Here is a 24,583-nt window from a genome sequence, read left to right as displayed (position 1 = left end):
TGCGCCCGCCCCGGTACCTGGTACGGCCGGGGGTCGGAGATCCAAGGAGACACCATGCCTCGCCCCGCGAAGGGTGCCCGCCTCGGTGGCGGTCCCTCCCACGAGCGTCTGCTGCTGGCCGGTCTGGCCCGCGAGCTGTTCCAGTACGGCCGGATCACCACCACCGAGGCCAAGGCTCGCCGCCTGCGCCCGGTGGCGGAGAAGCTGATCACCAAGGCCAAGAAGGGTGACATCCACAACCGCCGTGAGGTCCGCAAGACCATCACCGACGTGGCCGTGCTGCACACCCTCTTCACCGAGATCGCTCCTCGCTACGAGAACCGTCCCGGTGGCTACACCCGGATCACCAAGGTCGGCCCGCGTCGTGGCGACAACGCCCCGATGGCCGTCATCGAGCTGGTCGAGGCCCTGACCGTGGCGCAGACCGCGGTCGGCGAGGCCGAGGCCGCGACCAAGCGCTCCGTCAAGGAGACCGAGGCTGCCGCTCCGGTCGACGCCGCTCCGGCTGACGCTGCCCCGGTCGAGGACGCCGCTCCTGCGGACGCCGTCGAGGAGACCAAGGAGGGCTGACCGCCTTCCGCAGCGGGCCCGCTCTCCCCTCGGGGAGGGCGGGCCCGTTCTTGTACCTTCGGGAGAGTTCGTGACTGACTGTGTGGAAGAGCAGGAGCCCCGGCGGGACGGTCCGGCCGACGGGCTGGTCCGGGTGCGGCTGGACCTGTCGTACGACGGGACGGAGTTCTCCGGCTGGGCCAAGCAGAAGGGCGGCCGCCGGACGGTCCAGGGCGAGCTGGAGGACGCGATCCGGGTGGTGCTGCGGCAGCCCGAGGTCTTCCCGTTGACGGTGGCCGGCCGGACCGACGCGGGGGTGCACGCGCGGGGCCAGGTGGCCCATGTGGACCTGCCGGGGGACGTCTGGGTCGCGGAGGGCGAGAAGCTGCGCCGCAGGCTCGCCGGGCGGCTGCCCGGGGACATCCGGGTCTGGCGGGTGGCCGGGGCCCCGGCCGGCTTCGACGCCCGGTTCTCCGCGGTGTGGCGCCGCTACGCCTACCGGATCTGCGACCACCCGGCCGGGGTGGACCCGCTGCGGCGCGGGCATGTGCTCTGGCACGACCGGCCGCTGGACGTGGACGCGATGAACGAGGCGGCCCGGCTGCTGGTGGGGGAGCACGACTTCGCCGCGTACTGCAAGAAGCGCGAGGGTGCGACGACGATCAGGGAGCTGCTGGAGTTCTCCTGGGAGCGGCTGCCGGGGGACGCGCTGCTCGGTCCCGAGCTGCCCGGGCTGGTGGTCGGCACGGTGCGGGCCGACGCCTTCTGCCACAACATGGTGCGGGCCCTGGTCGGCTCGATGCTGCTGGTCGGAGGGGGGCAGCGGCCGGTCTCGTTCCCCGGCGAGGTGCTGGCCGCGGGGGCGCGGAACTCGGCGGTGAGTGTGGTGCGGCCGTACGGGCTGACGCTTGAGGAGGTCGGGTATCCGGCGGACGAGGACCTCGCGGCGCGGAGCCGTGCGGCGCGGAACCTGCGGGTGCTGGCGCCTCGGTAGGTGCTGCTGTTGGCTGCGGCGTGTGCGTGGCTTGTCGCGCCCCCCCGCGCCCCTGGGCGGGTGCAACTTGCTCTCGGAGGTTCTACTTCCTGGGGGCGGCCTCGGACTGGGCGCGGGACAGGAGGTTCTCGTAGACCATGCGGCCCATGTCGGCGCCTGCGGCGAGGGCCGCGGTGTCGGCTGCCGGGACGGGTTTGCCGGTGGTGTAGCCGGCGACGGTGAAGTACGCGTAGCGGCCGTAGGCGTTGATGCTCAGCCGGCAGGCCACGGCGTGGCAGAACGCCGGGAGGGTCCCGCCGGACAGCGGCTCCAGGTTGCCCGCGGTGTACTGCGCCTTGACCGCCGTCGCCTGGGCCGCGCTGTCGAAGACGCCGACGCCGACGGTCACCGCGGTCGTCCCGACGGCGTAGCTGGCCCGGAACATCTTCAGGCAGCCGTTCTTGGTGAGCACCGCGGCGAGGTTGGGGGTGACCGCCGGGGCGCACACGGAGGTCGTTGTCAGTGCCTGCGTGTAGGAATGGCTGTTGACGGTGACGCTCTTGCCGGGGAAGAGCGTCACCGCACTGAGCGGTGCGGTGTCGGTCGCCGCCGCCCCGAGCAGGGAGATCGGGTTCACTGCGGACGGGCTCGGCGCGAGGGTCGGCGGTGCGCTGGAGACCGCGGTCGACGGGGCGTCAGTCGGCGTCTGCTGCACCGGGACCGCCGGAGCGGAGGTTTTCGGCGCCGCGGCCCGGTGCTTGTCCGGGTGCGCCGCCAGCAGCGTGCCGCCGGCGCCGGCCAGGCCCAGCAGGGCCACCGTCGCCACGGCCAGCCGGAGCCGGCGGCGCCGCTTGGCCCCGGCTGCCTCCTGCTGGTCCAGCATGGCCTGGAAGGTGTCGTGGGCGGTCTCGTCGGGGGTGCCGGGACGGACCGCGTAGGACATCGGCCCGGCCTCGCCGTCGGGCTCCCCGACCCGTTGCGGCTCGGGGATGGGCAGGTTGGGGGCCCCGGGGCGGACCCGGAACTGGCCCTCCGACAGGGTCTCGGCGACGGGGTTCCCCGGTCCGTACTGCGTTGGGATGCGCCCAGGGGTGTCCGCTCCCCGGCGAGGGAGCGGCTTGGTGGCATTGTCCGGTGCGGGCCCATTGCTCATGGGCCGCGAGCATAACGGGATTCCCTGATTCCGGGACATCCCGCAGGTCGGGACGGTTCATCCAGCAGGGTGAAATCGGCCGCCGAGCGCCCCTTTCGCTGCGCTGTGCGCCGCCTGTGGGTCTATTCTCGCGCGGGTCGCGGGCGCGACAGGGTCACCGGAACTGATGGGGCAACACCTTGCTGAGCATGCTCTGCCGCAAAGCCCGGGCCGCGGCCCTCCTCGGCTGCCTGCTGCCGGCGCTGGTCGCGACGACGGCCGCGGCGGCGGCCTCGGCGGCCGTCCGGGCACCGGCCGACGGAGCGGTGCCGAGGTACCGCGAGTACGTGGCGCTGGGCGACTCCTACCAGGCCGACAGCGCGATCCTGCCGGGCGTCACCACCGACTCCGTCCCGGCCGGCTGCGCCCAGGTGTCCTACGACTACCCGCACCAGGTCGCGGCGGCGCTCGGGGTGGCCGACTTCAAGGACGCCACCTGCGGCGGCGCGGTGAGCGGCGACATGACCGGGCCGCAGCCGGTGCCGCTGGGCGCCAACCCTCCGCAGTTCTCCCGGCTGAGCCGGGACACCGACCTGGTGACGGTCGGCATCGGCGGCAACGACCTCGACCTGATCGGCCTGATCGGACGCTGCCTGGCACTGCTGCCGCTGCCCACCACCACCTGCCCGCACGACCCGTTCACGGCACGGATCGCCGCCGAGCAGCAGGTGGTCGGCGGTGTGCTGGCAGGAATCCACCAGCGGGCCCCGCACGCCAGGGTGCTGCTGGTGAACTACCTCGCCGTCTTCCCGGAGCGCGGCGGCTGCTGGCCGTACGTCCCGATCGGCGACCAGGACATGCCCTATCTGCACCGCACCCTGGTCGCGGTGGACGCGATGCTGGGCCGGGCCGCCGCGGCGGACCCGAGGGGGACCGAGCTGGTCGACACCTACACCCCGTCGATCGGGCACGACGTCTGCCAGGGCCCGAGGGTGCGCTGGGTCGAGGGCCTGCTGCCGCTGTCGCTGAACACCCCGGGCGTCGCCGTCCCCTTCCACCCCAACCGAGCGGGCGCCGACGCCCAGGCGCGGGCGGTGCTGGCACGGGTCGGCGCGGGTGCGCCGGTGCGCTGAAACCGAAACCCATTTGGGCCCGGCGTCCGCTCGGCAGAGAATTACCGACCATGGGACATGTCGAGATTTCACACCTTGAGTACTACCTGCCGGACGGGCGGGTGCTGTTCGACGACGTGTCCTTCCGGGTGGGGGAGGGCGCGGCGGTCGCCCTGGTCGGCGCCAACGGCGCCGGCAAGACCACCCTGCTGAAGATGATCGCCGGCGACCTGCAGCCGCACGGCGGCTCGGTCACCATCAGCGGCGGACTGGGCGTGATGCGCCAGTTCGTCGGCACCACCGGACGGGGCGGGCACGCCCCTGCCCGTGACGACGAGCACGAGACCAGCACCCTGCCGCCGGACGCCTCGGTCCGCGACCTGCTGGTGTCGGTGGCCCCGGCGCGGATCCGGGACGGGGCCAGGGCCGTGGACGCGGCCGAGCTGGCGATGATGGCGCAGGACGACGAGAAGGCCCAGCTCGCCTACGCCCAGGCGCTCTCCGACTGGGCCGACGTGGGCGGCTACGAGTACGAGACGGTCTGGGACGTCTGCACCACGGCCGCCCTGGGGATGCCGTACGACCGGGCCCAGTGGCGGGGCCTGAACACCCTCTCCGGCGGGGAGCAGAAGCGGCTGGTGCTGGAGGCGCTGCTGCGCGGCCCGGACGAGGTGCTGCTGCTGGACGAGCCGGACAACTACCTGGACGTGCCGGGCAAGCGCTGGCTGGAGGAGCAGATCCGGGCCACGTCCAAGACGGTGCTGTTCATCTCGCACGACCGGGAGCTGCTCGCGGCCAGCGCCGAGAAGATCGTCAGCGTGGAGGCCGGGGCGGGCGGCAGCGAGGTCTGGGTGCACGGCAGCGGCTTCGCCACCTTCCACGAGGCCAGGGAGGAGCGCTTCGCCCGCTTCGACGAGCTGCGCCGCCGCTGGGACGAGAAGCACGCCCAGCTGAAGCGGCTGGTGCTGGACATGCGGGACTACGCGGCCCGGAGCCATGAGATGGCCTCGCGGTACGCGGCGGCCGTCACCAGGCTGCGCAAGTTCGAGGAGATCGGCCCGCCGCCGGAGCCGCCGCGCAAGCAGAACATCGCGATGCGGCTGCGCGGCGGCCGCACCGGCGTGCGCGCGCTGACCTGTGAACGGCTGGAGCTCACCGGCCTCATGCAGCCGTTCGACCTGGAGGTCTTCTACGGCGAGCGGGTCGCGGTGCTGGGCTCCAACGGCTCCGGAAAGTCGCACTTCCTGCGGCTGCTGGCGGGTGAGGAGGTGGCCCACACCGGCAGTTGGAAGCTGGGCGCCAGAGTGGTCCCGGGCCACTTCGCGCAGACCCACGCCCACCCCGAGCTCTTCGGGCGGACCACCAGGGAGATCCTGGAGTCCGAGCACGCGATGGACCGCAAGGCGGCGATGAGCGTGCTGCGCCGCTATGAGTTGCATCACCAGGAGGAGATCCGTTTCCAGGACCTCTCCGGCGGCCAGCAGGCCAGGTTGATGATCCTTCGGCTGGAGCTCTCCGGAGCGACCGCGCTGCTGCTGGACGAGCCCACCGACAACCTGGACCTGGACAGCGCGGAGGCGCTGCAGGAGGGGCTGGAGAGCTTCGACGGGACGGTGGTCTCGGTGACCCACGACCGCTGGTTCGCCCGGAGCTTCGACCGCTATGTGGTCTTCGGCTCGGACGGCCGGGTCTACGAGGCCCCGGAGCCGGTCTGGGACGAGTCCCGCGTGACAAGGGACCGATGACCTTGGTAGAGGACGTAGACTGAACGACGGCTTGCGGGGTACCGCGGGTCCGAACGGGCTATTTTGACCCGTACGGCTCCGTCCCGGTATCCTGCGAGTTCGTTGTGCGTATTGGCTCGCTCCATCTCACGTGAGAGGTCGGTACGCCGGTCCACCGGGCCGATAAGCAGCGACGCGCCCATCCGATTGCGTCCGGGGAAGTGCGTCTCGGCTGCTTCCGATCGTCCGGGTGGTCCTGTCAGGACACACTCACTGAAAAGCGAAGGCTACGACCGTGCGTACGTACAGCCCCAAGCCCGGCGACGTCCAGCGTCAGTGGCTCGTTATCGACGCTCAAGACGTCGTTCTCGGCCGTCTGGCCTCTCAGGCCGCGAACCTCCTCCGGGGTAAGCACAAGCCGGTGTACGCGCCGCACGTTGACATGGGTGACTTCGTCATCATCATCAACGCGGACAAGGTGCACCTGTCCGGGAACAAGAAGACCCAGAAGCTGGCCTACCGCCACTCCGGTTACCCGGGCGGCCTGCGCGCCGTGCGCTACGACGACCTCCTGGAGAAGAACCCGGAGAAGGCCGTCGAGAAGGCCATCAAGGGCATGATCCCCAAGAACTCCCTGGGTCGCCAGATGCTCTCCAAGCTGAAGGTCTACTCGGGCGACCAGCACCCGCACGCTGCCCAGCGTCCGGTGCCGTTCGAGATCACCCAGGTCGCGCAGTAACACCGGCCACACCCCCGAAAACAGAAACGCAGCTGAGGAGAACCGTGGCCGAGACCACTGCCGAGACCCCGCTCGAGGTCGACGAGACCTTCGAGGTTGAGGTCGAGGAGCCCGCCGAGTACACCACCGAGTCCCTTGTGGGCCGCTTCGCCGAGGCCGTTCCGGCCGCCGGCCTGGGCCGTCGCAAGGAGGCGATCGCCCGCGTGCGCATCGTCCCCGGCACCGGTGTCTGGAAGATCAACGGTCGCACCCTGGAGGAGTACCTCCCCAACAAGGTGCACCAGCAGATCGTGAACGAGCCCTTCAAGCTCCTTGAGCTGGACGGCCGTTACGACATCATCGCCCGCATCAACGGCGGCGGCATCTCGGGTCAGGCCTACGCCCTGCGCCTGGGTGTCGCCCGTGCGCTGAACGAGGTCGACGTCGACGCGAACCGCCCGGCCCTGAAGAAGGCCGGCTTCCTGACCCGTGACCCGCGCGCCGTCGAGCGCAAGAAGGCCGGTCTGAAGAAGGCTCGCAAGGCGCCGCAGTACAGCAAGCGCTAAGCCTCCCCGCCTCGCGCCGCACACTCCTCCGGAAGTGGGGGCCTGCGGCCGAAGCTGGACTGTCACGCCCCGGGAGCACACCATGTGCTCCCGGGGCGTGCTGCGTTGATGGACCTCGAAACTGGTTGACCGAACGGCGGAGGATTGAGCAGTGGGACGACTGTTTGGCACGGACGGTGTGCGCGGGCTCGCGAACGTGGATCTCACCGCCGAGCTGGCGCTTGGCCTTTCGGTGGCAGCGGCGCACGTACTGGGGGACGCGGGCGCGTTCGAGGGGCACCGCCCGGTCGCCGTGGTCGGCCGCGACCCGCGGGCCTCGGGGGAGTTCCTGGAGGCCGCGGTCATCGCCGGCCTGGCCAGCTGCGGGGTGGACGTACTGAAGGTCGGCGTGCTGCCGACGCCGGCGGTGGCCTACCTCACCGATGTACTGGACGCGGACCTGGGCGTGATGCTCTCCGCGAGCCACAACCCGATGCCGGACAACGGCATCAAGTTCCTCGCCCGCGGCGGGCAGAAGATCGACGACGCGGTCGAGGACGCCATAGAGGCCGAGTACGAGCGCTTCGAGGGGCACGCCTGGACCCGCCCCACCGGCGAGGCCGTGGGCCGGGTCCGCAGCCATGAGGAGGGGTTCGAGCAGTACCTGCAGCATCTGCTGTCGGTGCTGCCGAACCGCCTGGACGGCCTGAAGGTCGTCATCGACGGTGCGCACGGCGCGGCCGCCCGGGTCTCCCCGGAGGTGTTCCGGCGGGCCGGGGCCGAGGTGGTGCACACCATCGGCGACGATCCGACCGGCCTCAACATCAACGACGGCATCGGCTCCACCCACCTCGCCCCCCTGCGGGCGGCGGTGGTCGAGCACGGGGCCGATCTGGGGATCGCCCACGACGGCGACGCGGACCGCTGTCTGGCGGTGGACGCCGAGGGCAACGAGATCGACGGCGACCAGATCCTGGCGGTGCTGGCCTGCGCGATGCGGGAGGCCGGGACGCTGACCAAGAACACGGTCGTGGCCACGGTGATGTCCAACCTCGGCTTCAAGCTGGCCATGGAGCGGGAGGGGATCGACCTGGTGCAGACCGCGGTCGGGGACCGCTATGTGCTGGAGTCGATGAAGCAGCACGGGTTCAACCTGGGCGGTGAGCAGTCCGGGCACGTGATCTTCCTGGACCACGCGACCACCGGCGACGGGACGCTGACCGGGCTGATGCTGGCGGCGAGGGTCGCCGCGACCAAGCAGCCGCTGAAGGACCTGGCGGGGGTGATGACCTGTCTGCCGCAGGTGCTGATCAACGTCAAGGGCGTGGACAAGGGGCGGGCCTCGACGGACGAGACGCTGCGTCGCGCTGTCGCGCAGGCCGAGGCCGAACTTGGCTCCACCGGCCGGGTGTTGCTGCGGCCTTCGGGGACTGAGCCGTTGGTTCGGGTGATGGTCGAGGCTGCGGACATCGAGCAGGTTCATGCCGTTGCGGAGCGGCTGGCTGAGGTCGTGCGGACTGCTCTGCCGTTGTAGACGGTTTCTGTTCGCGCACGCTGTCAATCGAGCACAGCCCCGCGCCCCCTAGCTAGTGCAACTGGCCCGCTCGCAGCCAGATGGGGGCGCGGGGAACTGCGCGACAAGCCACGGCAGACGGTCACAGTTTCCGCAGGCGGACCCTCTGCACCTTGTGGTCGGCGCCCTTGCGGAGGATGAGGCTGGCGCGGCCGCGGGTGGGGGCCACGTTCTCGACGAGGTTGGGGCGGTTGATGGTGCGCCAGAGTTGCCGGGCGTAGTCCATGGCCTCGTCCTCGGGGACCTCGGCGTAGCGGCGGAAATAGGAGGTGGGGTCCTGGAAGGCCGTCTCGCGGAGCTTGCGGAACCGTTCCAGGTACCACCGCTCGATGTCGTCCACGCGGGCGTCCACGTAGATCGAGAAGTCGAAGAAGTCGGCGAGCGCCACCCGGGTCCGGCCGTCCAGGCCGGGGAGGGCCGGCTGGAGCACGTTGAGGCCCTCGACGATGAGGATGTCGGGGCGGTGCACCGTCATCCGCTCGCCCTCGACGATGTCGTAGACCAGGTGCGAGTAGACCGGTGCGGTGACCTCCTCCTTGCCCGACTTCACGTCGGCCACGAAGCGGGTCAGCGCACGGCGGTCGTAGGACTCGGGGAACCCCTTGCGGGCCATCAGCCCGCGACTGCGCAGTTCGGCGTTGGGGAGCAGGAAGCCGTCGGTGGTGACCAGCTCGACCCTGGGGTGCTCGGGCCAGCGGGCCAGCATCGCCTGGAGCAGCCGGGCCGTCGTGGACTTGCCGACGGCCACGCTGCCGGCCACGCCGATCACGAACGGGGTGCCCGGCTGGGTGTGGGTGTGCTCGTTGCTGTCGAGGAAGTCGTTGAGCGACCCGCGCAGCCGCCCGGTCGCGGTGACGTACAGGTTGAGCAGGCGCGACAGCGGGAGGTAGACGTCCTGCACCTCCTGGAGGTCGATGACGTCGCCGAGGCCCCGGACCCGTTCCACCTCGTCGGCGGAGAGCGGGAGGGGCGTGCGCTCGTGCAGCGCGCTCCACTCCGATCGGACGAGGTCGACGAAGGGGGACGCGTCAGCGCGGCGTTGGGCTTCCAGCGTGGTCGGCACCTGTCCATTGTCGGTGCGGGTGGGGTTCACGTGCGTGTCAGCGGCCGGTCAGCGGCGAGACATTCGTCTCAGCGGATGGCGCCGCAGCTGAGGCCGCCGTCCGTCGGCCGCGGTCAGGCACCGGGCTGCGGGGCGGACGTCGAACCTTCCACGGCCACCCCGAACGAGGCGAACATGTCCTCCCTCGGGGTGGCGCGTCCGCGTTCGTAGGCCCGCGCGAAGGCCTCCTCGCCGAGCTGGGCCGAGGCCTCGCGGGTGATCCGGGCGACGTCGGGGGAGGAGTGGTCCGGCATGCCCCGCAGGGTGTGCGCGGCGCCCATCAGCTCCGCGGCGCGGGCCGCGTCGCCGCGCCGCAGGGCCAGCTCGGCCCAGCCCTGCACGGCCAGCGCCATGATCGGGCCGTCGTAGAAGCCGACGGTGGCGGCGACGGCGGTGCGCAGCTGTTCCTCGGCCAGGTCCAGGCTGCCGTCGGCGAGCTCGATCTGGGCCAGCGCCGTGCGGAGGATCGTGGTCATCTGCGGGACGGCATGGGGCCTGGCGCCGACCGCGTCCACCACCTGCGCCATCGTGTCCCGGGCCCGCTCGGCCCGGCCCAGCCTGCGGTAGGCGTCGGCCAGGGCCATCCGCGTGGTCAGCACCACCTGCCAGGAGCTGTCCCGCATGGCGGCCTCCGCCTCGCTCTCCATGGCGGCCAGGGTCCGGTCGTCCAGCGGCTGCCCCACCCGGCGGGCCGAGAGCAGCCGGGCCCGGTAGTCGGCGGAGTCGGCGCTGACGCCCATCTCCTCCTCCATGCTGATGGCCAGTTCCCAGAGCCGCACGGCCTCTGCGCCGTCGCCGCGCCACTGGGCCAGCTCGGCCCGGCCGGCGCTGGCGAAGGACTGCCCCCACAGGTCGCCGACCGCCTCGAAGCGCTCGGTGGCGTTCCGGAGGTGCTCGTCGGCCTCTTCCGGGCGGCCCTCGTTCTGCAGGGCGTAGCCCATGAAGAGGTGCGCGGTCGCCCGGACCCAGGGGTCCGGCGCCTCGAACAGCGCTTCGGTGAGGCCGATGATGCGCCAGTCCCGCTGGCTGAACATGGCGTCCATGATGTCCAGCAGCGGCAGCAGCGGATGGGCGAAGGGGTCGTCGAGCTCGGTGCGCAGGGCCATGGCCTGGCGCATCAGCGCGAGGGCCGGCTCCGGGTCCCAGTTGGTGTCCAGGCTGTAGAGGGCGGTGATGCCGTGGGCCACGGTGCGCGGCAGCAACGGCACTCCGTCCGCGGGCAGCGCGAGCGCGGCGTGCACCAGCGGCAGGTTCTCGCCGCGCTCGCCGCGCCGCCACAGGTACCAGCCCATCGCCGCGACCAGCCGCACCGCGGTCTCCGCGTCGCCCTGCTCCACCGACCAGCGCAGCGCCGAGACCAGGTTCTCGTGCTCCGCCAGGAAACGGGCCAGCCAGTCGACCTGCCCGGGGCCGTAGAGCCTGGGCTCGCCGGTCTCGGCGAGCTCGGTGAAGTGCGCGGCGTGCGCGGTCCGGGTCGCGGCGACCGCACCGTCCTCCTGGGCGAGCTTCTCCGCAGCGTAGGCCTTGATGGTCTCCAGCAGCCGGTAGCGGCCCGAGGAGGTGTGCACCACCAGCGACTTGTCGACCAGGGAGGCGAGTCCGTCCAGGACCTGATCCGCGGTCAGCTCGGCGGAGCTGCAGACCTGTTCGACGGTCTCCAGTTCGGCGCCGCCGGAGAAGACGGACATCCGGGCCAGCAGCGAGCGCTCGGGCTTCTCCAGCAGGTCCCAGCTCCAGTCCACCACCGCGCGCAGGGTGCGGTGGCGCGGCAGCGCGGTCCTGCTGCCGCCGGTGAGCAGTTGGAAGCGTCCGGCCAGCCGGTCGGAGATCTGGGTGGGGGAGAGGCTGCTGATCCGGGCGGCGGCCAGTTCCAGGGCCAGCGGCTGCCCGTCCAGGGCCTGGCAGACCGCGATGACCGGCGGCAGGTCGGCCGCGGTCAGCCGGAACCCGGCGCGGACGGCCGCGGCGCGCTCCTGGAACAGCCGCACGGCGGGGAAGGCCAATGCCTGTTCCACCGTCAGCACCGGTTCCGGCTGCGGGCCGGTGTGCAGAGGGCCGGTGTGCAGAGGGCCGGTGCGCTGCGGGCCGGTGTACTGCGGGCCGGTGTGCTGCGGCGCGGTGGGGAACGCCAGCGGCAGCACCGGGTACTGCTGCTCGCCGGTGATACCCAGCGGCTCCCGGCTGGTGGCGAGGATGCGCAGGCCCGGACAGCCGGCCAGCAGCCGGGCGGAGAGGTCGGCGGCGGCGTCGACCAGGTGCTCGCAGTTGTCCAGGACGATGAGCAGCTCCCGGGCCCCCAGCGAGTCGACGATCCGGTCGACCGCCTCGCCCAGCGGATGCGGGGCGTGCGGACCGGGCCGCTGGGCGCCCAGGGACTCGCGCAGCTGCAGCGCGGTGAGCAGGGTGGACGGCAGGTCGCCGGGGTGGGCGACGGGAGCGAGCTCCACCAGCCGGACCGGGGCGTGGTGCCGGGCGGCGGCTTCCAGCGAGAGCCGGGTCTTGCCGGCTCCGCCGGGGCCGGTGAGGGTGACCAGCCGGGTGTTCCGCAGCGCCTCCGCGACGGCGGCGAGATCGTCGTCGCGGCCGAGGAAGCTGGTGAGCTGGGCGGGCAGCCGCGGGGCGGCCGGTGGCGCGGCGGCGGCGTGGGACGGGTCCGGTGCCGGTGCAGGTGCCGGTGCCGCACTCACGGTCGGCTGCGGGTTCCGGCCGGAGGACGGCGGCGTCGGGTCCGGCTGCCCGGCGGTGAGCACGGCCTGATGGGCCTGCCTGAGCAGCGGGGAGGGGTCGGCGCCCAGTTCGTCGGCGAGCAGCGCGCGGCCCTGCTCGTAGACGGTGAGGGCTTCGGCGCTGCGGCCGGCCTGGTGCAGGGCGCGCATCAGCAGGGCCCGGGGGCGGTCCCGGAGCGGGGCCGCTGCGCTGAGGGCGGCCAGCTCGGCGCAGACCTCCGCACCCCGGCCTGCGGCGATGCGGGCCTCGAAGAGGTCCTCGCGGGCACTGTCGCGCAGCGACTCCAGCCGGGCGGCGGTGTCCTCGAAGCCCGGGACGTCGGCGAGCGCCGGGCCTCGCCAGAGGTCGAGGGCCGCGCTGAGCCGTTCGGCGGACGGACCGCCCCTGAGCAACTGCTGGAAGCGCAGCGCGTCGACCTGGCCGGGGTCCAGCGCCAGCCGGTAGCCCTGCGGGGCCGCGGCCACCAGGTCGCGGCCGAGGGTCGAGCGCAGCCGGGAGACCAGGGCCTGCAGTGCGTTGGCCGGGTTGGCCGGGGACGCGCCCGGCCAGAGCACCCCGGTCAGGGCCGCCGCCGACACGGCCCGTCCGGCCTCCAGCGCCAGCGCGGTGAGCAGGACCCGCGTCCGGGCGCCGACGAGCTCGACAGGGTCACCGGCCGGGCCGGTGACCTGGAAGGGTCCGAGCAGCTGTATCCGCACCCGCCCATTGTCCAGGCAACCGGACGGCGCCGCCCCCACCTTCCGGGGGGCGACCCCCTTGCCTCCCGCACCCCGCACCCCCGCACCCCGGCGTGACGCCGTGGCCGGCGGCGGGGACCTGCGCCGGGGCCGGGTGGTGCACCATGGGTTGACCCTGCCGCCGGCGGGGACGAGGAGCTGAGAATGATCATCGGGGTCGGCATCGACGTGGCGGAGATCGCCCGCTTCGAGGCGTCGCTGCTGCGGACGCCGAGCCTGGCCGAGCGGCTGTTCACCGAGGCCGAACTGCTGCTGCCGAGCGGGGAGCGGCGCGGCGGCGCCTCGCTGGCGGCGCGGTTCGCGGCCAAGGAGGCGCTGGCCAAGGCGCTCGGTGCGCCGGGCGGGATGTCCTGGACGGACGCGGAGGTGAGCACCGAGCCCTCCGGCCGTCCGACGCTGGCCGTGCGCGGCACGGTGGCGGCGCGGGCCGACGCACTGGGCGTGCGTTCGTGGCATCTCTCGCTGAGCCACGACGCGGGCGTAGCGTCGGCGGTGGTGATCGCCGAGGGCTAGGGCGGACGTGCCCCAGGGCTGCTGAGGAGTGGGTCATGCGTTGTGCGCACACGGTGGAGCGGGTACGGGCGGCGGAGGGCGCGCTGATGCGGCGGCTGCCCGAGGGCGCGCTGATGCAGCGGGCGGCGGCCGGACTGGCGGCCACCTGCGTGGAACTGCTGGTGGGGGGCTCGGACCGGGGGATGTCAGTGGGCCGTGCCAAGGTGTACGGCAGTCGGGTGGCGCTGCTGGTCGGCAGTGGTGACAACGGTGGTGACGCCCTGTTCGCCGGGGCGCGGCTGGCGGCGCGCGGAGCCCGGGTGACTGCGGTGCTGCTGGCGCCGGAGAAGGCCCACGGCGCCGGGCTGGCGGCCTTCCACTCGGCCGGGGGCGTGGTGACGGAGGATCAGGACGAGGGGTCGGCCGAGATCGGCCGGGCCGCCCTGGTGGTCGACGGAATCGTGGGGATCGGCGGCCGCGGCGGTCTGCGCGATGCCGCACTGCCGTATCTGCGGGCGGTGCGGCTGGCCGGGGTCCCGGTGGTGGCCGTGGACCTGCCCAGCGGGGTGGACGCGGACACCGGCGAGGTCGCGGGAGCGGCCGTGCGCGCCACGGTGACGGTGACCTTCGGCACGCACAAGCCGGGACTGCTGGTGGACCCGGGGGCGCAGTACGCGGGCGTGGTGCGGCTGGTGGAGATCGGGATCGAGCCGGGCCCGGCCGCGGTGCAGGCGCTGCAGCACGCGGATGTCGCCGCGCTGCTGCCGCGGCCCTCGGCCGAGAGCGACAAGTACCGGCGCGGTGTGGTCGGCGTCGCGGCCGGCTCGGAGCGCTACCCGGGCGCGGCCGTGCTCGCGGTCTCGTCCGCGTTGCACGGCGGCGCCGGGGCGGTGCGCTTCGCCGGCCCGGCGGCGGTGGCCGAGGAGGTGGTCCGGGCCCATCCGGAGACGCTGGTGAGCAGGGGCGGACCGAAGGACGCGGGCCGGGTGCAGGCCTGGGTGGTCGGCCCCGGTCTGTCGGACGGCGAGGAGGCGCAGCGGACCCTGGACGAGGCGCTGGAAGCGGGCGTGCCGGTGCTGGTGGACGCGGACGGGCTGCGGCTGCTGGCGCGCAGCGGCGCCGCGCCGCGCGCCGATCTGCTGCTGACCCCGCACGCGGGGGAGGCGGTGGCGCTGCTGGCCGGGGCCGGGGTCGAGGCGACCCGGGAACAGGTCGAGGCGGCGCGGATCGGCCATGCCCGCAGGATCGCGGAGCTGTACGGCTGCACGGTGCTGCTCAAGGGCTCGACCACGGTGGTGGCGGGACCGGACCCGGCGGCGCCGGTGCGGGTCAATCCGACCGGTACGCCCTGGCTGGCCACCGCGGGCAGCGGCGACGTCCTCTCCGGGCTGGCCGGGTCGCTGCTGGCGGCCGGACTGACGCCGCTCGACGCCGGCTCGGTGGCGGCCTATCTGCACGGCCTGGCGGCGCGCACCGTCGGCGCGGGGCCGGTCACCGCGACGGAGGTGGCCGCGGCGCTTACTGCGGCGTGGCGCGGGGTGTTCGAGACGGTTTGATCCGTACTGTCCGGAAGAGCTGTCCGGATCAGAACATCAGTGCCTCCGGCGGAGCATGACGGTTTGTCGGCTCCGGCGGACGGCGGGCCAGGGAAGGGTGAGGGCTTGCTGCAGCTGACCAGGGTGCTGCGGGCGGGAGTGCCGCGGGTTGGAGTGCTGCGGGCGGGAGTGCTGCTCGCGGCGGCGGCGGTGACCGCGGCCGGGATCGTGGCGACCGGCGGGGCGCCGGCGCAGGCCGCCGCTCCCGGTGCGTCCGGCCGGTGTCCCACCGCCATGGGCCGGATCGCCTGCGTGGACCTCACCCACCAGCGGATGTGGGTGCAGGACGGCAGGAAGCTGCTCTTCGGCCCGGTCCCGGTCAGGACCGGCCGCAGGGGCTATGCGACCCGTACCGGGTTGTGGCACGTGTACTGGCGCGACCGGCACCATCTGTCGTCGCTCTACGGCGGCGTGGCCATGCCGTACAGCCAGTTCTTCTCCGGCGGCGAGGCCTTCCACGCCGTCCAGGAGCCGATGTCCGCCCCGCCCGGCTCGCACGGCTGCGTCAATCTGAGCAGCTGGGACGCGCGCAGGCTGTGGGGCGTGCTCAGGCTGCACGACCCGGTCGAGGTCTTCGGCCGCAAGCCGGGCACCTGAGCCCGGCCGCGGCGGCCTCCCCGGGAACGGGAGTCCGGCCGCGCGCCCGGGTCTGGGACAATGTCCGGCAATGGACTCCAACCTTCCCGGGAGCGACGCCCCGGACCGCCGAGCCGCGACGCGTGCCGAGGCCCTGATCGACCTGGCCGCGCTGCGGGGGAACCTCGCTGCCCTCCGGGCCCGTACCGGGTCGGCCGCGGTCATGTCCGTGGTCAAGGCCGACGCCTACGGCCACGGGCTGGTGCCGTGCGCCCTGGCGGCGCTGGACGCCGGGGTGACCTGGCTGGGCACGGCCACCCCCGAGGAGGCCCTGGCGCTGCGCGCGGCCGGGATCACCGCCGACCGGGCCAGGGTGCTCTGCTGGCTGTGGACCCCCGACGGGCCCTGGGAGCAGGCCGTCGCCGCCGACGTCGACATCTCGGTCAGCGGCGAGTGGGCCCTGCGCGAGGTCGTGGCCGCGGTGCGGGCCGCCGGGCGGCCGGCCAGGATCCACCTCAAGGCCGACACCGGCCTGGGCCGCAACGGCGCCCAGCCGCACGACTGGCCGGCCCTGGTGGCCGCGGCCCGCGCCGCGGAGGCCGAGGGGCTGCTCACCGTCGCCGGGGTCTGGTCCCACTTCGCCTGCGCCGACGAGCCGGGCAACCCCGCCAACGAGGCCCAACTCGCGGCCTTCCGCGAGGCCCTGACGGTCGCCGAGGCCGCCGGGCTGCGCCCCGAGGTACGCCATCTCGCCAACTCCCCGGCCACCCTGCTGATGCCGGAGGCCCACTTCGACCTGGTCCGGGCCGGGCTGGCGCAGTACGGCCTGTCCCCGGTGCCCGAGGTGGGCGGGCCGGCCGACTTCGGGCTGCGTCCGGTGATGACCCTTCAGGCCCGGCTGGCGCAGGTGAAGACGGTCCCGGCCGGACACGGCGTCAGCTACGGCCACACCTACACCACCCCCGGCGAGACCACGCTCGCGCTGGTCCCGGTCGGCTACGCGGACGGCGTCCCCCGGCACGGCAGCGGAACCGGGCCGGTCTGGCTCGGCGGCAAGTGGCGCACCGTCGCCGGACGGGTCGCGATGGACCAGTTCGTGCTGGACCTGGGCGGCGACCGCGCCGAGGTCGGCGACCTGGCGGTGCTCTTCGGCCCCGGCGACCGGGGCGAGCCCACCGCCGAGGACTGGGCCGCGGCCTGCGGGACGATCTCCTACGAGATCGTCACCCGGATCGGGGCGCGGGTCCCGCGGCGGTACACCGGGGCGACGGAGGGCGGATGAGCACCGAGGAGACCGGGCTGTCCTCCGTCACCGGCGCGGCCGCCGGCGCCGCCGTCGAGGCCGTCCAGCAGGTGCGGGCGGCGGCGGGCTCGGTGGCGAGCGATGTCGCGGCCGGCCGCTGGCGCCGGGCCGGACTGGTCGGGCTCTCCCTGGGCGTGGTCGCCGCGGGCGCGGCCGCCGGCGTCGCGGTCGAGCGGCTCACCATAGGCCGGGACGTGCGCCGACGGGCCGGCGCCGAGCTGGAGGCCGCCGCACCGTTCGGCTCGCTGCGCGGCCGTCCGCGCACCGTCGCCGCCCCCGACGGCACCGAGCTGTACGTGGAGCTGGACGGCAGCGGCTGGCTGGACAGCCCGCAGCCCCCGCCCGACGCGGTGACCGCCGCGGCGGATACGGCGCCGGCCGCCGCGCCGGCGCGCAAGGGCTGGCTCGGCCGCTTCCGTCCGGGCGGCGGCGGCCCGCTCGGCGGGGTGCTGTCGGGTGTCGGCAGCATGCTCGGCATGGTGCCCACCCCGCCGCTGACCGTGGTCTTCTGCCACGGCTACTGCCTCAACCAGGACGTCTGGCACTTCCAGCGGGCCGCTCTCCGCGAGGGCCTGCGGCTGGTCTTCTGGGACCAGCGCAGCCACGGCCGCTCCGAGCGCAGCCGCAGCCATCTGGCCGGTGAGCCCGCCTCCATCGACCAGCTCGGCGGCGACCTCAAGGCCGTGATCGACGCGGTCGCCCCGACCGGGCCGCTGGTGCTGGTCGGCCACTCGATGGGCGGCATGACCGTGATGGCGCTGGCCGACCAGCACCCTCAGCTGTTCCGCGACCGGGTCGCCGCCGTCGCCCTGCTCGGCACCACGGCCGGCAGCTGGTCCGGAGTCACCCTGGGCCTGCCCGCGTACGGGGCGAAGATGCTGCACCGGGTCGCCCCCGGGGTGCTCAGGGCCCTCGGCCGGCAGCGCGACCTGGTGGAGCGGAGCCGCAGGCTGGGCAGCGACCTGACCTCGGCGGTCTACCGCAAGTTCTCCTTCGGCCGGGAGGACGTGGACCCGGCCGTGGAGCGCTTCGCGCAGCGGCTGCTGGAGGCCACCCCGATCGATGTCGTCGCCGAGTTCTTCCCCGCCTTCGACCTGCACGAGAAGACCGCCGCGCTGGCCGCCTTCCGGGACGTCCCCACGCTGGTCATGTGCGGCACCAAGGACCTGCTCACCCCGCCCCGGCACAGCCAGGCCATCGCCGCCGAACTCCCCGACGCCGAACTGGTGGTGGTCCCGGACGCCGGGCACCTGCTGATGCTGGAACTGCCCGACCTGGTCGACACCCAGCTGGCGCTGCTGCTGGAGCAGGCCGCCCGCGGCTCCGGCGCGCCGCTGCCGCAGCCGGTGCGCGACCTGGCACTGGGCACCGCCCCGGCCGCCCCGGCCGCCGTGGAGGAGTCCCCGGCCTGACCGCGTCCCGACCCGCGTTCCCGAACCGCGTTCCCAACCCGCCCCCTCACCACCGGAAGGATCCGACCGCAGATGGGCAGCACCGGCAGCACCCCGACCGTCACCGCCGTCACCGTGCCCGACGCCGCGGCCATGCAGGACCTCGGCCGCGGGCTGGCCCCGCTGCTGCGCCCGGGCGACCTGGTGCTGCTCTCCGGCGAGCTGGGCGCGGGCAAGACCACGCTCGCCCGCGGCCTCGGCGCCGGCCTGGGCGTGCGCGGCGCGGTCACCTCGCCGACCTTCGTGATCGCCCGGGTGCACCCCTCGCTGACCGGCGGCCCGGCCCTGGTCCATGTCGACGCCTACCGGCTGGGCGGCGGCCTGGACCAGATGGAGGACCTGGACCTGGACGTCTCGCTGCAGGACTCGGTGGTGGTCGTGGAGTGGGGCGAGGGCCGGGTCGAGGAGTTGTCCGACTCCCGGCTGGAGGTCCGCATCGAGCGTGCCCTCGGCGACGAGGCGCCGGGCGAGGGCGACGACGAGCGACGGGTCACCCTCACGGGTCTGGGCGACCGCTGGGCGGGTACCGACTGGGCGGTGCTGCTGCCCGCCGGGGCCGGCGAACCCGTCGACAGCGTCTGAACGCCGACAAGATCCCCGTCCTTGGTTGTTATTCCGACGCGCTGTCGGGAAGATGGTGGTTGTCAGCGCCTGGGAAGCCAGTCACGGGAGGCGACATGTCCGGTACGACGCCCCGCTGCGGGGACGCGCAGCCCGTCAGCATGGCCGTCCTGCTGGCCGCGACGCGAGCGGCCGCCGTTGTGAGCACCCCGCCCGCGGAGGCGGAGCCGGAGCGGGCGGCGGCCGGCGACGATCCCGAGCTGACCGGGCTGGAGCCGCGGGCAGCCGCCTGACCGGTCAGGCGACCACGACGACCTTGCTGCCGTCCACCGTGAAGTCGTAGAGCGCCTGCCCGTCGCCCAGGGTCTCCCGGATGCCGCCGGTCTTCTTGGCCGGATTCGGGGCCGCGGTGGTGCCGTCCGTCGCCGAGCTGAAACCGAAGACCGTCGAGCCGCGCTCGGCGAAGATCACCACGTTCTTGATCTGGACGCCGTCCGAGCCGGTCGTGGTCCCGGAGCTGTGCGAGTACACGTTGTAGGTGCCGGTGCTGGGGCTGACCGTGCTGGGCTGCACCGTGAAGGTCCGGCTCGCCGTGCCGGCCGCCTCCACCAGCCACACCCGCTTGGCGCCCAGCGAGTAGACCACCCGCTTGCCCGTCCCCGAGTGCGCCGGGACGGCGGCAGGCTTGGGGGAGGCGCCGGCCTTGGCCGAGCCCCCCGCCGCGGCGGAGGCCGAGGCCCCCGGCTTGCCGGAGGCCGCCGAGGTGACGTTGGCCGAGCTCTTGGCCTGCAGCGCCAGCACCGTGACAAGCGCGAGCGCCGAGGCCGTCAGCGTGGTGACGACAGCGCCCGTACCGAACCTTGCCACTCTCTCCTCCAGCGGTGGACTCCCTGTGCCCTCCCAGCTTCTCATCCCGGATCCTCTGAACGTCCAACCCGGCCTGAACGTCTAACCTGGTGCCGTGCTTCTGCTTGCGTTCGACACCGCGACCCCCGCCGTCACCGCCGCCCTCCTGGACACGGAGGACGGGGCGGTGCTGGCCTCCGCCGACCAGGTGGACGCCAGGCGCCACGGGGAGCTGCTGCTTCCCGTCGTCGACCGGGTGCTGCGCACCGCCGGCGTCGGCAAGGAGCAGCTCGGCGCGCTGGCGGTCGGGGTCGGCCCCGGCCCGTACACCGGGCTGCGGGTGGGACTGGCGACGGCGGCCGCGCTGGGCCACGCGCTGGGCATCCCGGTGCACGGCGTCTGCACCCTGGACGGGATCGCCCACGCGGCCCGCCAGGCGGGCCTGAGCGGCCCCTTCACCGTCGCCACGGACGCACGCCGCAAGGAGGTCTACTGGGCCCGCTACGACGCCGCCGCGGGCCGTGCGGAGGGCCCGCAGGTGGACCGCCCGGGCGAGCTGGCCGAGCGGCTCGGCGGGCTGCCCGCGGTGGGCGCGGGCGCGCTGCTCTACCCGGAGGTGTTCCGCAACGTCCCTGAAGGCATGCCGGAGCACCAGTCGGCCGCGGCGCTCGCGGCGTACGCGGCCGGGGAGCTCGCAGCCGGGCGCCCGCTGCTCCCGCCGACGCCGCTCTACCTGCGCCGTCCGGACGCCGAGGTGCCCAAGAACTACAAGACGGTGCTCCCGGCATGAAGGCCCGGTCCGCGAACGGCGGCCTGACGCTGCGGGAGATGCGCTGGTGGGACATCGCCCCGGTGCTGGAGCTGGAGCGCGAGCTGTTCCCCGAGGACGCCTGGTCGGCCGGGATGTTCTGGTCCGAGCTCGCCGACACCAGGCACCCGGGGGCAACCCGCTGGTACACCGTCGCCGAGGACGCCCGGGGATCGGTCGTCGGCTACGCGGGGCTGATGGCGGTGGCGGGCAGCGGGGACGTGCAGACCATCGCCTCGGCCCGGCCGCAGTGGGGCAGCGGCCTGGGCAGCCGGCTGCTGGGCCGGCTGGTCGACCAGGCCGCCGCGGCGGGCTGCGAGGAGTTGCTGCTGGAGGTCAGGGTGGACAACCCGCGCGCCCAGCGGCTCTACGAGCGCTTCGGATTCCAGCCCATCGGCATCCGCCCGAAGTACTACCAGCCCTCCGGGGTCGACGCCCTGGTGATGCGGCTGGACGACCCCGCCGGGAACCCGAAGAACCTTCACGACGTAGGAGCACTGAGCCACGATGGCTGACGAACCGCTGGTCCTCGGCATCGAGACCTCCTGCGACGAGACCGGCGTCGGCATCGTCCGGGGCACCACCCTGCTCGCCGACGCGGTCGCCACCAGCGTCGAGGAGCACGGCCGCTTCGGCGGGGTGGTCCCGGAGATCGCCAGCCGGGCGCATCTGGAGGCGATGGTCCCCACCGTCCAGCGCGCCCTGGACCAGGCCGGGATCAAGGCGAGCGACCTGGACGGCATCGCCGTCACCGCCGGGCCCGGCCTTGCCGGCGCGCTGCTGGTCGGCGTCTCGGCGGCGAAGGCCTACGCCTACGCCCTGGACAAGCCGCTGTACGGGGTGAACCACCTGGCCTCGCACATCTGCGTGGACCAGCTGGAGCACGGCCGGCTGCCCGAGCCGACGATGGCGCTGCTGGTCTCCGGCGGGCACTCCTCGCTGCTGCTCACCTCCGACATCACCAGCGACGTCCGCTCGCTGGGCGCGACCGTCGACGACGCGGCCGGCGAGGCCTTCGACAAGGTCGCCCGGGTACTGGGCCTGGGTTTCCCCGGCGGTCCGGTGATCGACCGCTACGCCGCTGAGGGCGACCCGGCCGCGATCGCCTTCCCGCGCGGGCTGAGCGGTCCGCGGGACCCCGCCTACGACTTCTCCTTCTCCGGCCTGAAGACCGCGGTGGCCCGCTGGATCGAGGCCAGGCGGCGGGCCGGCGAGGAGGTGCCGGTGCGGGACGTGGCGGCGTCCTTCCAGGAGGCGGTCACCGATGTGCTGACCCGCAAGGCGGTCCGGGCCTGCCTGGACCACGGGGTGGACCATCTGATGATCGGCGGCGGGGTGGCCGCCAACTCCCGGCTGCGGGCCATGGCGCAGGAGCGCTGCGAGCGGGCCGGCATCGAGCTCCGGGTCCCGCGGATGAAGCTCTGCACGGACAACGGCGCGATGGTGGCCGCACTGGGCTCGGAGATGGTCTGGCGCGACCGCGCCCCCTCCGCCTTCGACCTGTCCGCGGACTCCTCGCTGCCGGTGACCGAGACCCATGTGCCGGCCGCCGGCCCGGTCCTCCCGCTCTCCCACGACGAGCTGCACCGGATGTCCGAGTAATCCTTACCTGATTGATCACTGGGAACTGACAGGGAGTCGCTAACGTCCTGTTCGTGCGTATGCACATGCGTACGAACAGGCACGTGGAGCGGGAGCGGCAGACGGTGGAGCACGTACGGGGAAGCTGGAGCCCGGGAAGCCGGAGCGGACGGGCCCTTGGCATGGCGGCGGCGGCCGTGTCCCTGGCGGCGCTCGCGACGGGGTGCAGCGGGGGCGGCACCGCTCCGGCGGGCGGTCCCACGGCAGGGGCGGCGTCCGCGGGCGCCTCCTCCACGGCCGCTTCGGCGGCCGCGAGCGGATCCGCCGCGGCCGACCCGCTGGCGATGTCCACCGACGCCGCGCTCTGGGGCAAGTGGGGCCTCAAGCCGATGCGGCCCTCGCCGGTGCCGCCCGCCGACAAGCCGATCAAGCTGACGAGGACCGGCAAGGTCCCGGTGTTCCGCAGTGTGCCGACCGACCAGAAGGTCGTCTTCGTCACCCTGGACGACGGCGCCGAGAAGGACCCCCGCTTCGTCGCGATGATGCGGGACCTCAAGGTGCCTTTCACGATGTTCCTGATGAACGACACCATCAAGGACGACTACGGCTACTTCAAGCCGCTGCAGGCGCTCGGCAACAGCATCCAGAACCACACCCTGCACCACCCGCCGATGAGCACGGTGTCCGCGGCCCGGCAGCGCGAGGAGGTCTGCGGCGACCAGAAGATCCTCACCACCCAGTACGGCGTCGCGCCCTTCCTGTTCCGCCCGCCCTACGGTGACGGCGCCTACTCGTCCACCCTGAACGCCTCGGTCCAGGCCTGCGGCCCGCGCGCCATCGTCTACTGGAAGGAGACGATGCAGATCACCGGCATGCAGTACCAGACCGGTGACAAGAAGCTCCAGGACGGCGACATCATCCTGGCCCACTTCCGCGGCCCCTCGGAGCTCAAGGGCGAGACCATGACCGCGATGTTCACCAACCTGCTGAAGCGGATCCAGGAGCAGGGCTTCACCGTGGCGCGGCTGGACGACTACATCCAGAAGCCCTGATACACCACCCAGAAGCCCCGAGCGGTCACCTGTCGGCGGGCTGCCCCAGCAGCATGGCCGGGGCGCCGTCCACCCGGGTCAGGAACACCGTGCAGGAGTTCGGCCCCTCCGGCTTGACCTTGCGGCGCAGCTCCTCCGGCTCGACCGCGGAGCCGCGCTTCTTCACGACCAGGGTGCCGACCCGCCGCTCCCGCAGCAGCGCCTTGAGCTTCTTCAGGCCGAAGGGGAGCACATCGGTGATCTCGTAGCCGGTGGCGAAGGGCGTGGGGCGCAGCTCATCGGCCGTCAGATAGGCGATGGTGGGGTCGATCAGGCCCGCGCCCAGCTGTTCGGCGACCTCGGCGACCAGGTGAGCCCGGATGACCGCGCCGTCCGGCTCGTAGAGGTAGCGGCGGACCGGTCCCGGCTCCGGGTCCGGCAGCAGGCCACCCGTGAGGGTGACGCCGGCCGGCAGCAGGGTCGCCCGATGGGGTTGTCCGGGCGCGGGGTGGGTGCCGAACCACAGCACCGCCTCCTTGACGTCCCCGCCGTCCGACACCCACTCCGCCTCGGCGCCCTCGGGCACCGCCTCGTGGGGGATGCCGGGGGCCACCTTGAGCGCGGCGAAGGGGGCCTGCCGCGCGGCGGCGACGGCCCAGCTGAGCGGAGGTGAGTAGGCCTCAGGATCGAAGATCCTGCCCCGGCCCCCGCGTCGCGCCGGATCGACGAACACGGCGTCAAATCCCGTCAGCGGCACGTCGGCGACGTCACCGCAGCGCTGCTCGATCAGCCCGTCCAGGCCCAGCGCCGCGGCATTCGCCTCGGCCACCGCGCAGGTCAGCGGGGAGCGGTCGACGGCCAGCACCTCGATACCGGCCCGGGCCAGGGCGATCGCGTCGCCGCCGACGCCGGAGCAGAGGTCGGCGAGGCGGCGCACCCCCAGCGCCTCGAAGCGCTGCGCGCGCCGTTCGGCGACGCTGGTGCGGGTGGCCTGTTCGACCCCGTCCGGGGTGAAGTACATCCGGGCCGCGTCCGCGGCGCCGAACTTCGCCGCGGCCCGCCGCCGCAGCGCGGCCTGGCCGATCGCCGCAGAGACCAGTGCCGCGTCGTGGTCGCGCCGCAGCCGGGTCGCCACCGCGAGCTCCTGCCCCGGGGCGAAGTCCGCCAGCTCGGCCAGCAGGGACTGGCCCTCGTCGGTCAGCAGGGCACGGAACGCTTCGATCTCCACGCCACCATCATCCACGCACCGTCATCCATCGAATAAGCGCGTCGTTGGCACTCTGGTTGACTGAGTGCTAACCGCGGCCTAGTGTCGTCGTTGGCACTCTCCCCCGGAGAGCGCTAAACGCGAGAGGGCAGGTCCGGCACCGCGACGACGGGCTTGCGCCACACCTCTGGCACCCAAGACATGTATCACCCCGTGATCTCCGAAGGGGGAGGTCGGAAC

Annotated in this window: 22 protein-coding genes and 1 pseudogene; 18 read left to right on the top strand and 5 right to left on the bottom strand. The window is 73.4% G+C overall.

The features are described 5' to 3' along the window. Positions 1-54: 54 nt before the first annotated feature. Complete coding sequence (gene rplQ, locus TR46_RS16675; protein WP_042401191.1) at positions 55-570, top strand: 50S ribosomal protein L17; 516 nt, start codon at positions 55-57, stop codon at positions 568-570. Positions 571-640: 70 nt separating this feature from the next. Continuing rightward, entirely contained in the window at positions 641-1,543 is a 903-nt protein-coding gene (gene truA / locus TR46_RS16670; RefSeq protein ID WP_042401180.1) for a tRNA pseudouridine(38-40) synthase TruA, read from the top strand. Positions 1,544-1,625: 82 nt separating this feature from the next. On the opposite strand, the gene TR46_RS16665 is transcribed toward truA, so the two are convergent. Continuing rightward, a complete protein-coding gene (locus TR46_RS16665) occupies positions 1,626-2,675 on the bottom strand; it encodes a hypothetical protein (protein ID WP_052432867.1) in 1,050 nt (349 codons plus the stop codon). Positions 2,676-2,863: 188 nt separating this feature from the next. On the opposite strand from TR46_RS16665, the gene TR46_RS16660 reads away from it, so the two are divergent. The 5 genes from TR46_RS16660 (at position 2,864) to glmM (ending at position 8,287) form a co-directional block, all read left to right on the top strand. Further along, positions 2,864-3,787 (top strand): SGNH/GDSL hydrolase family protein, encoded by a 924-nt coding sequence (locus tag TR46_RS16660; protein ID WP_042401178.1) that lies wholly within the window; start codon positions 2,864-2,866, stop codon positions 3,785-3,787. Positions 3,788-3,837: 50 nt separating this feature from the next. After that, entirely contained in the window at positions 3,838-5,511 is a 1,674-nt protein-coding gene (locus TR46_RS16655; protein WP_042401176.1) for an ABC-F family ATP-binding cassette domain-containing protein, read from the top strand. Between the two features lie 274 nt (positions 5,512-5,785). After that, a complete protein-coding gene (rplM, locus tag TR46_RS16650) occupies positions 5,786-6,229 on the top strand; it encodes a 50S ribosomal protein L13 (protein ID WP_042401172.1) in 444 nt (147 codons plus the stop codon). Between the two features lie 44 nt (positions 6,230-6,273). Further along, entirely contained in the window at positions 6,274-6,774 is a 501-nt protein-coding gene (gene rpsI / locus TR46_RS16645) for a 30S ribosomal protein S9 (RefSeq protein ID WP_042401170.1), read from the top strand. A 151-nt stretch (positions 6,775-6,925) separates the two neighbouring features. Continuing rightward, entirely contained in the window at positions 6,926-8,287 is a 1,362-nt protein-coding gene (gene glmM / locus TR46_RS16640; RefSeq protein ID WP_042401168.1) for a phosphoglucosamine mutase, read from the top strand. A gap of 121 nt (positions 8,288-8,408) precedes the next feature. Here the strand turns inward: glmM and coaA are convergent, their stop codons facing one another. Both coaA and TR46_RS16630 read right to left on the bottom strand, forming a co-directional pair. Beyond that, on the bottom strand, positions 8,409-9,389 hold the full coding sequence (gene coaA / locus TR46_RS16635) for a type I pantothenate kinase (RefSeq protein WP_042401319.1): 981 nt from the start codon (positions 9,387-9,389) through the stop codon (positions 8,409-8,411). Positions 9,390-9,502: 113 nt separating this feature from the next. Then, positions 9,503-12,853, bottom strand: coding sequence for an AfsR/SARP family transcriptional regulator (locus TR46_RS16630; protein ID WP_042401165.1), 3,351 nt, complete (start codon positions 12,851-12,853; stop codon positions 9,503-9,505). 183 nt (positions 12,854-13,036) lie between these two features. On the opposite strand from TR46_RS16630, the gene TR46_RS16625 reads away from it, so the two are divergent. The 7 genes and pseudogenes from TR46_RS16625 to TR46_RS42360 all read left to right on the top strand — a co-directional run bounded on the left by TR46_RS16625 (position 13,037) and on the right by TR46_RS42360 (position 19,163). Beyond that, complete coding sequence (locus TR46_RS16625) at positions 13,037-13,405, top strand: holo-ACP synthase (protein WP_042401164.1); 369 nt, start codon at positions 13,037-13,039, stop codon at positions 13,403-13,405. 35 nt (positions 13,406-13,440) lie between these two features. Further along, positions 13,441-14,940, top strand: coding sequence for a bifunctional ADP-dependent NAD(P)H-hydrate dehydratase/NAD(P)H-hydrate epimerase (locus TR46_RS16620; RefSeq protein ID WP_042401161.1), 1,500 nt, complete (start codon positions 13,441-13,443; stop codon positions 14,938-14,940). Between the two features lie 243 nt (positions 14,941-15,183). Further along, positions 15,184-15,576, top strand: a pseudogene (locus TR46_RS16615) (L,D-transpeptidase); the annotation flags it as partial. 70 nt (positions 15,577-15,646) lie between these two features. Beyond that, the gene (gene alr / locus TR46_RS16610; RefSeq protein ID WP_042401158.1) at positions 15,647-16,837 is read left to right on the top strand and encodes an alanine racemase; all 1,191 of its coding nucleotides are present in this window, start codon (positions 15,647-15,649) and stop codon (positions 16,835-16,837) included. Beyond that, positions 16,834-18,270, top strand: coding sequence for an alpha/beta fold hydrolase (locus tag TR46_RS16605; RefSeq protein ID WP_084718577.1), 1,437 nt, complete (start codon positions 16,834-16,836; stop codon positions 18,268-18,270). The genes alr and TR46_RS16605 overlap by 4 nt, the downstream gene beginning before the upstream one ends. Positions 18,271-18,342: 72 nt before the next feature. After that, a complete protein-coding gene (gene tsaE, locus TR46_RS16600) occupies positions 18,343-18,891 on the top strand; it encodes a tRNA (adenosine(37)-N6)-threonylcarbamoyltransferase complex ATPase subunit type 1 TsaE (RefSeq protein ID WP_042401154.1) in 549 nt (182 codons plus the stop codon). 95 nt (positions 18,892-18,986) lie between these two features. Next, on the top strand, positions 18,987-19,163 hold the full coding sequence (locus tag TR46_RS42360; RefSeq protein ID WP_161790146.1) for a hypothetical protein: 177 nt from the start codon (positions 18,987-18,989) through the stop codon (positions 19,161-19,163). Positions 19,164-19,167: 4 nt separating this feature from the next. On the opposite strand, the gene TR46_RS16595 is transcribed toward TR46_RS42360, so the two are convergent. Next, entirely contained in the window at positions 19,168-19,737 is a 570-nt protein-coding gene (locus tag TR46_RS16595) for a hypothetical protein (RefSeq protein ID WP_042401151.1), read from the bottom strand. A 94-nt stretch (positions 19,738-19,831) separates the two neighbouring features. Here TR46_RS16595 and tsaB point away from each other — a divergent pair, with 94 nt between their 5' ends. From tsaB to TR46_RS16575, 4 genes are all read left to right on the top strand, one after another. Further along, positions 19,832-20,506, top strand: a complete 675-nt coding sequence (tsaB, locus tag TR46_RS16590) for a tRNA (adenosine(37)-N6)-threonylcarbamoyltransferase complex dimerization subunit type 1 TsaB (RefSeq protein WP_042401148.1) — start codon at positions 19,832-19,834, stop codon at positions 20,504-20,506. Continuing rightward, positions 20,503-21,039, top strand: a complete 537-nt coding sequence (gene rimI, locus TR46_RS16585; protein WP_042401146.1) for a ribosomal protein S18-alanine N-acetyltransferase — start codon at positions 20,503-20,505, stop codon at positions 21,037-21,039. Before tsaB ends, rimI begins: the two co-directional genes overlap by 4 nt. Continuing rightward, the gene (tsaD, locus tag TR46_RS16580) at positions 21,032-22,126 is read left to right on the top strand and encodes a tRNA (adenosine(37)-N6)-threonylcarbamoyltransferase complex transferase subunit TsaD (RefSeq protein ID WP_042401144.1); all 1,095 of its coding nucleotides are present in this window, start codon (positions 21,032-21,034) and stop codon (positions 22,124-22,126) included. The genes rimI and tsaD overlap by 8 nt, the downstream gene beginning before the upstream one ends. 161 nt (positions 22,127-22,287) lie before the next feature. Continuing rightward, positions 22,288-23,157 (top strand): polysaccharide deacetylase family protein, encoded by an 870-nt coding sequence (locus TR46_RS16575; protein ID WP_042401143.1) that lies wholly within the window; start codon positions 22,288-22,290, stop codon positions 23,155-23,157. A 25-nt stretch (positions 23,158-23,182) separates the two neighbouring features. Here the strand turns inward: TR46_RS16575 and TR46_RS16570 are convergent, their stop codons facing one another. Beyond that, the gene (locus TR46_RS16570) at positions 23,183-24,364 is read right to left on the bottom strand and encodes a class I SAM-dependent methyltransferase (RefSeq protein WP_042401141.1); all 1,182 of its coding nucleotides are present in this window, start codon (positions 24,362-24,364) and stop codon (positions 23,183-23,185) included. Positions 24,365-24,583 lie beyond the last annotated feature (219 nt).

It is taken from the genome of Streptacidiphilus carbonis (assembly GCF_000787775.1).
Taxonomy (GTDB): domain Bacteria; phylum Actinomycetota; class Actinomycetes; order Streptomycetales; family Streptomycetaceae; genus Streptacidiphilus; species Streptacidiphilus carbonis.
The sequence above is the reverse complement of the archived record's forward strand: the minus strand, read 5'-3'. Positions and strand labels throughout refer to the sequence as shown.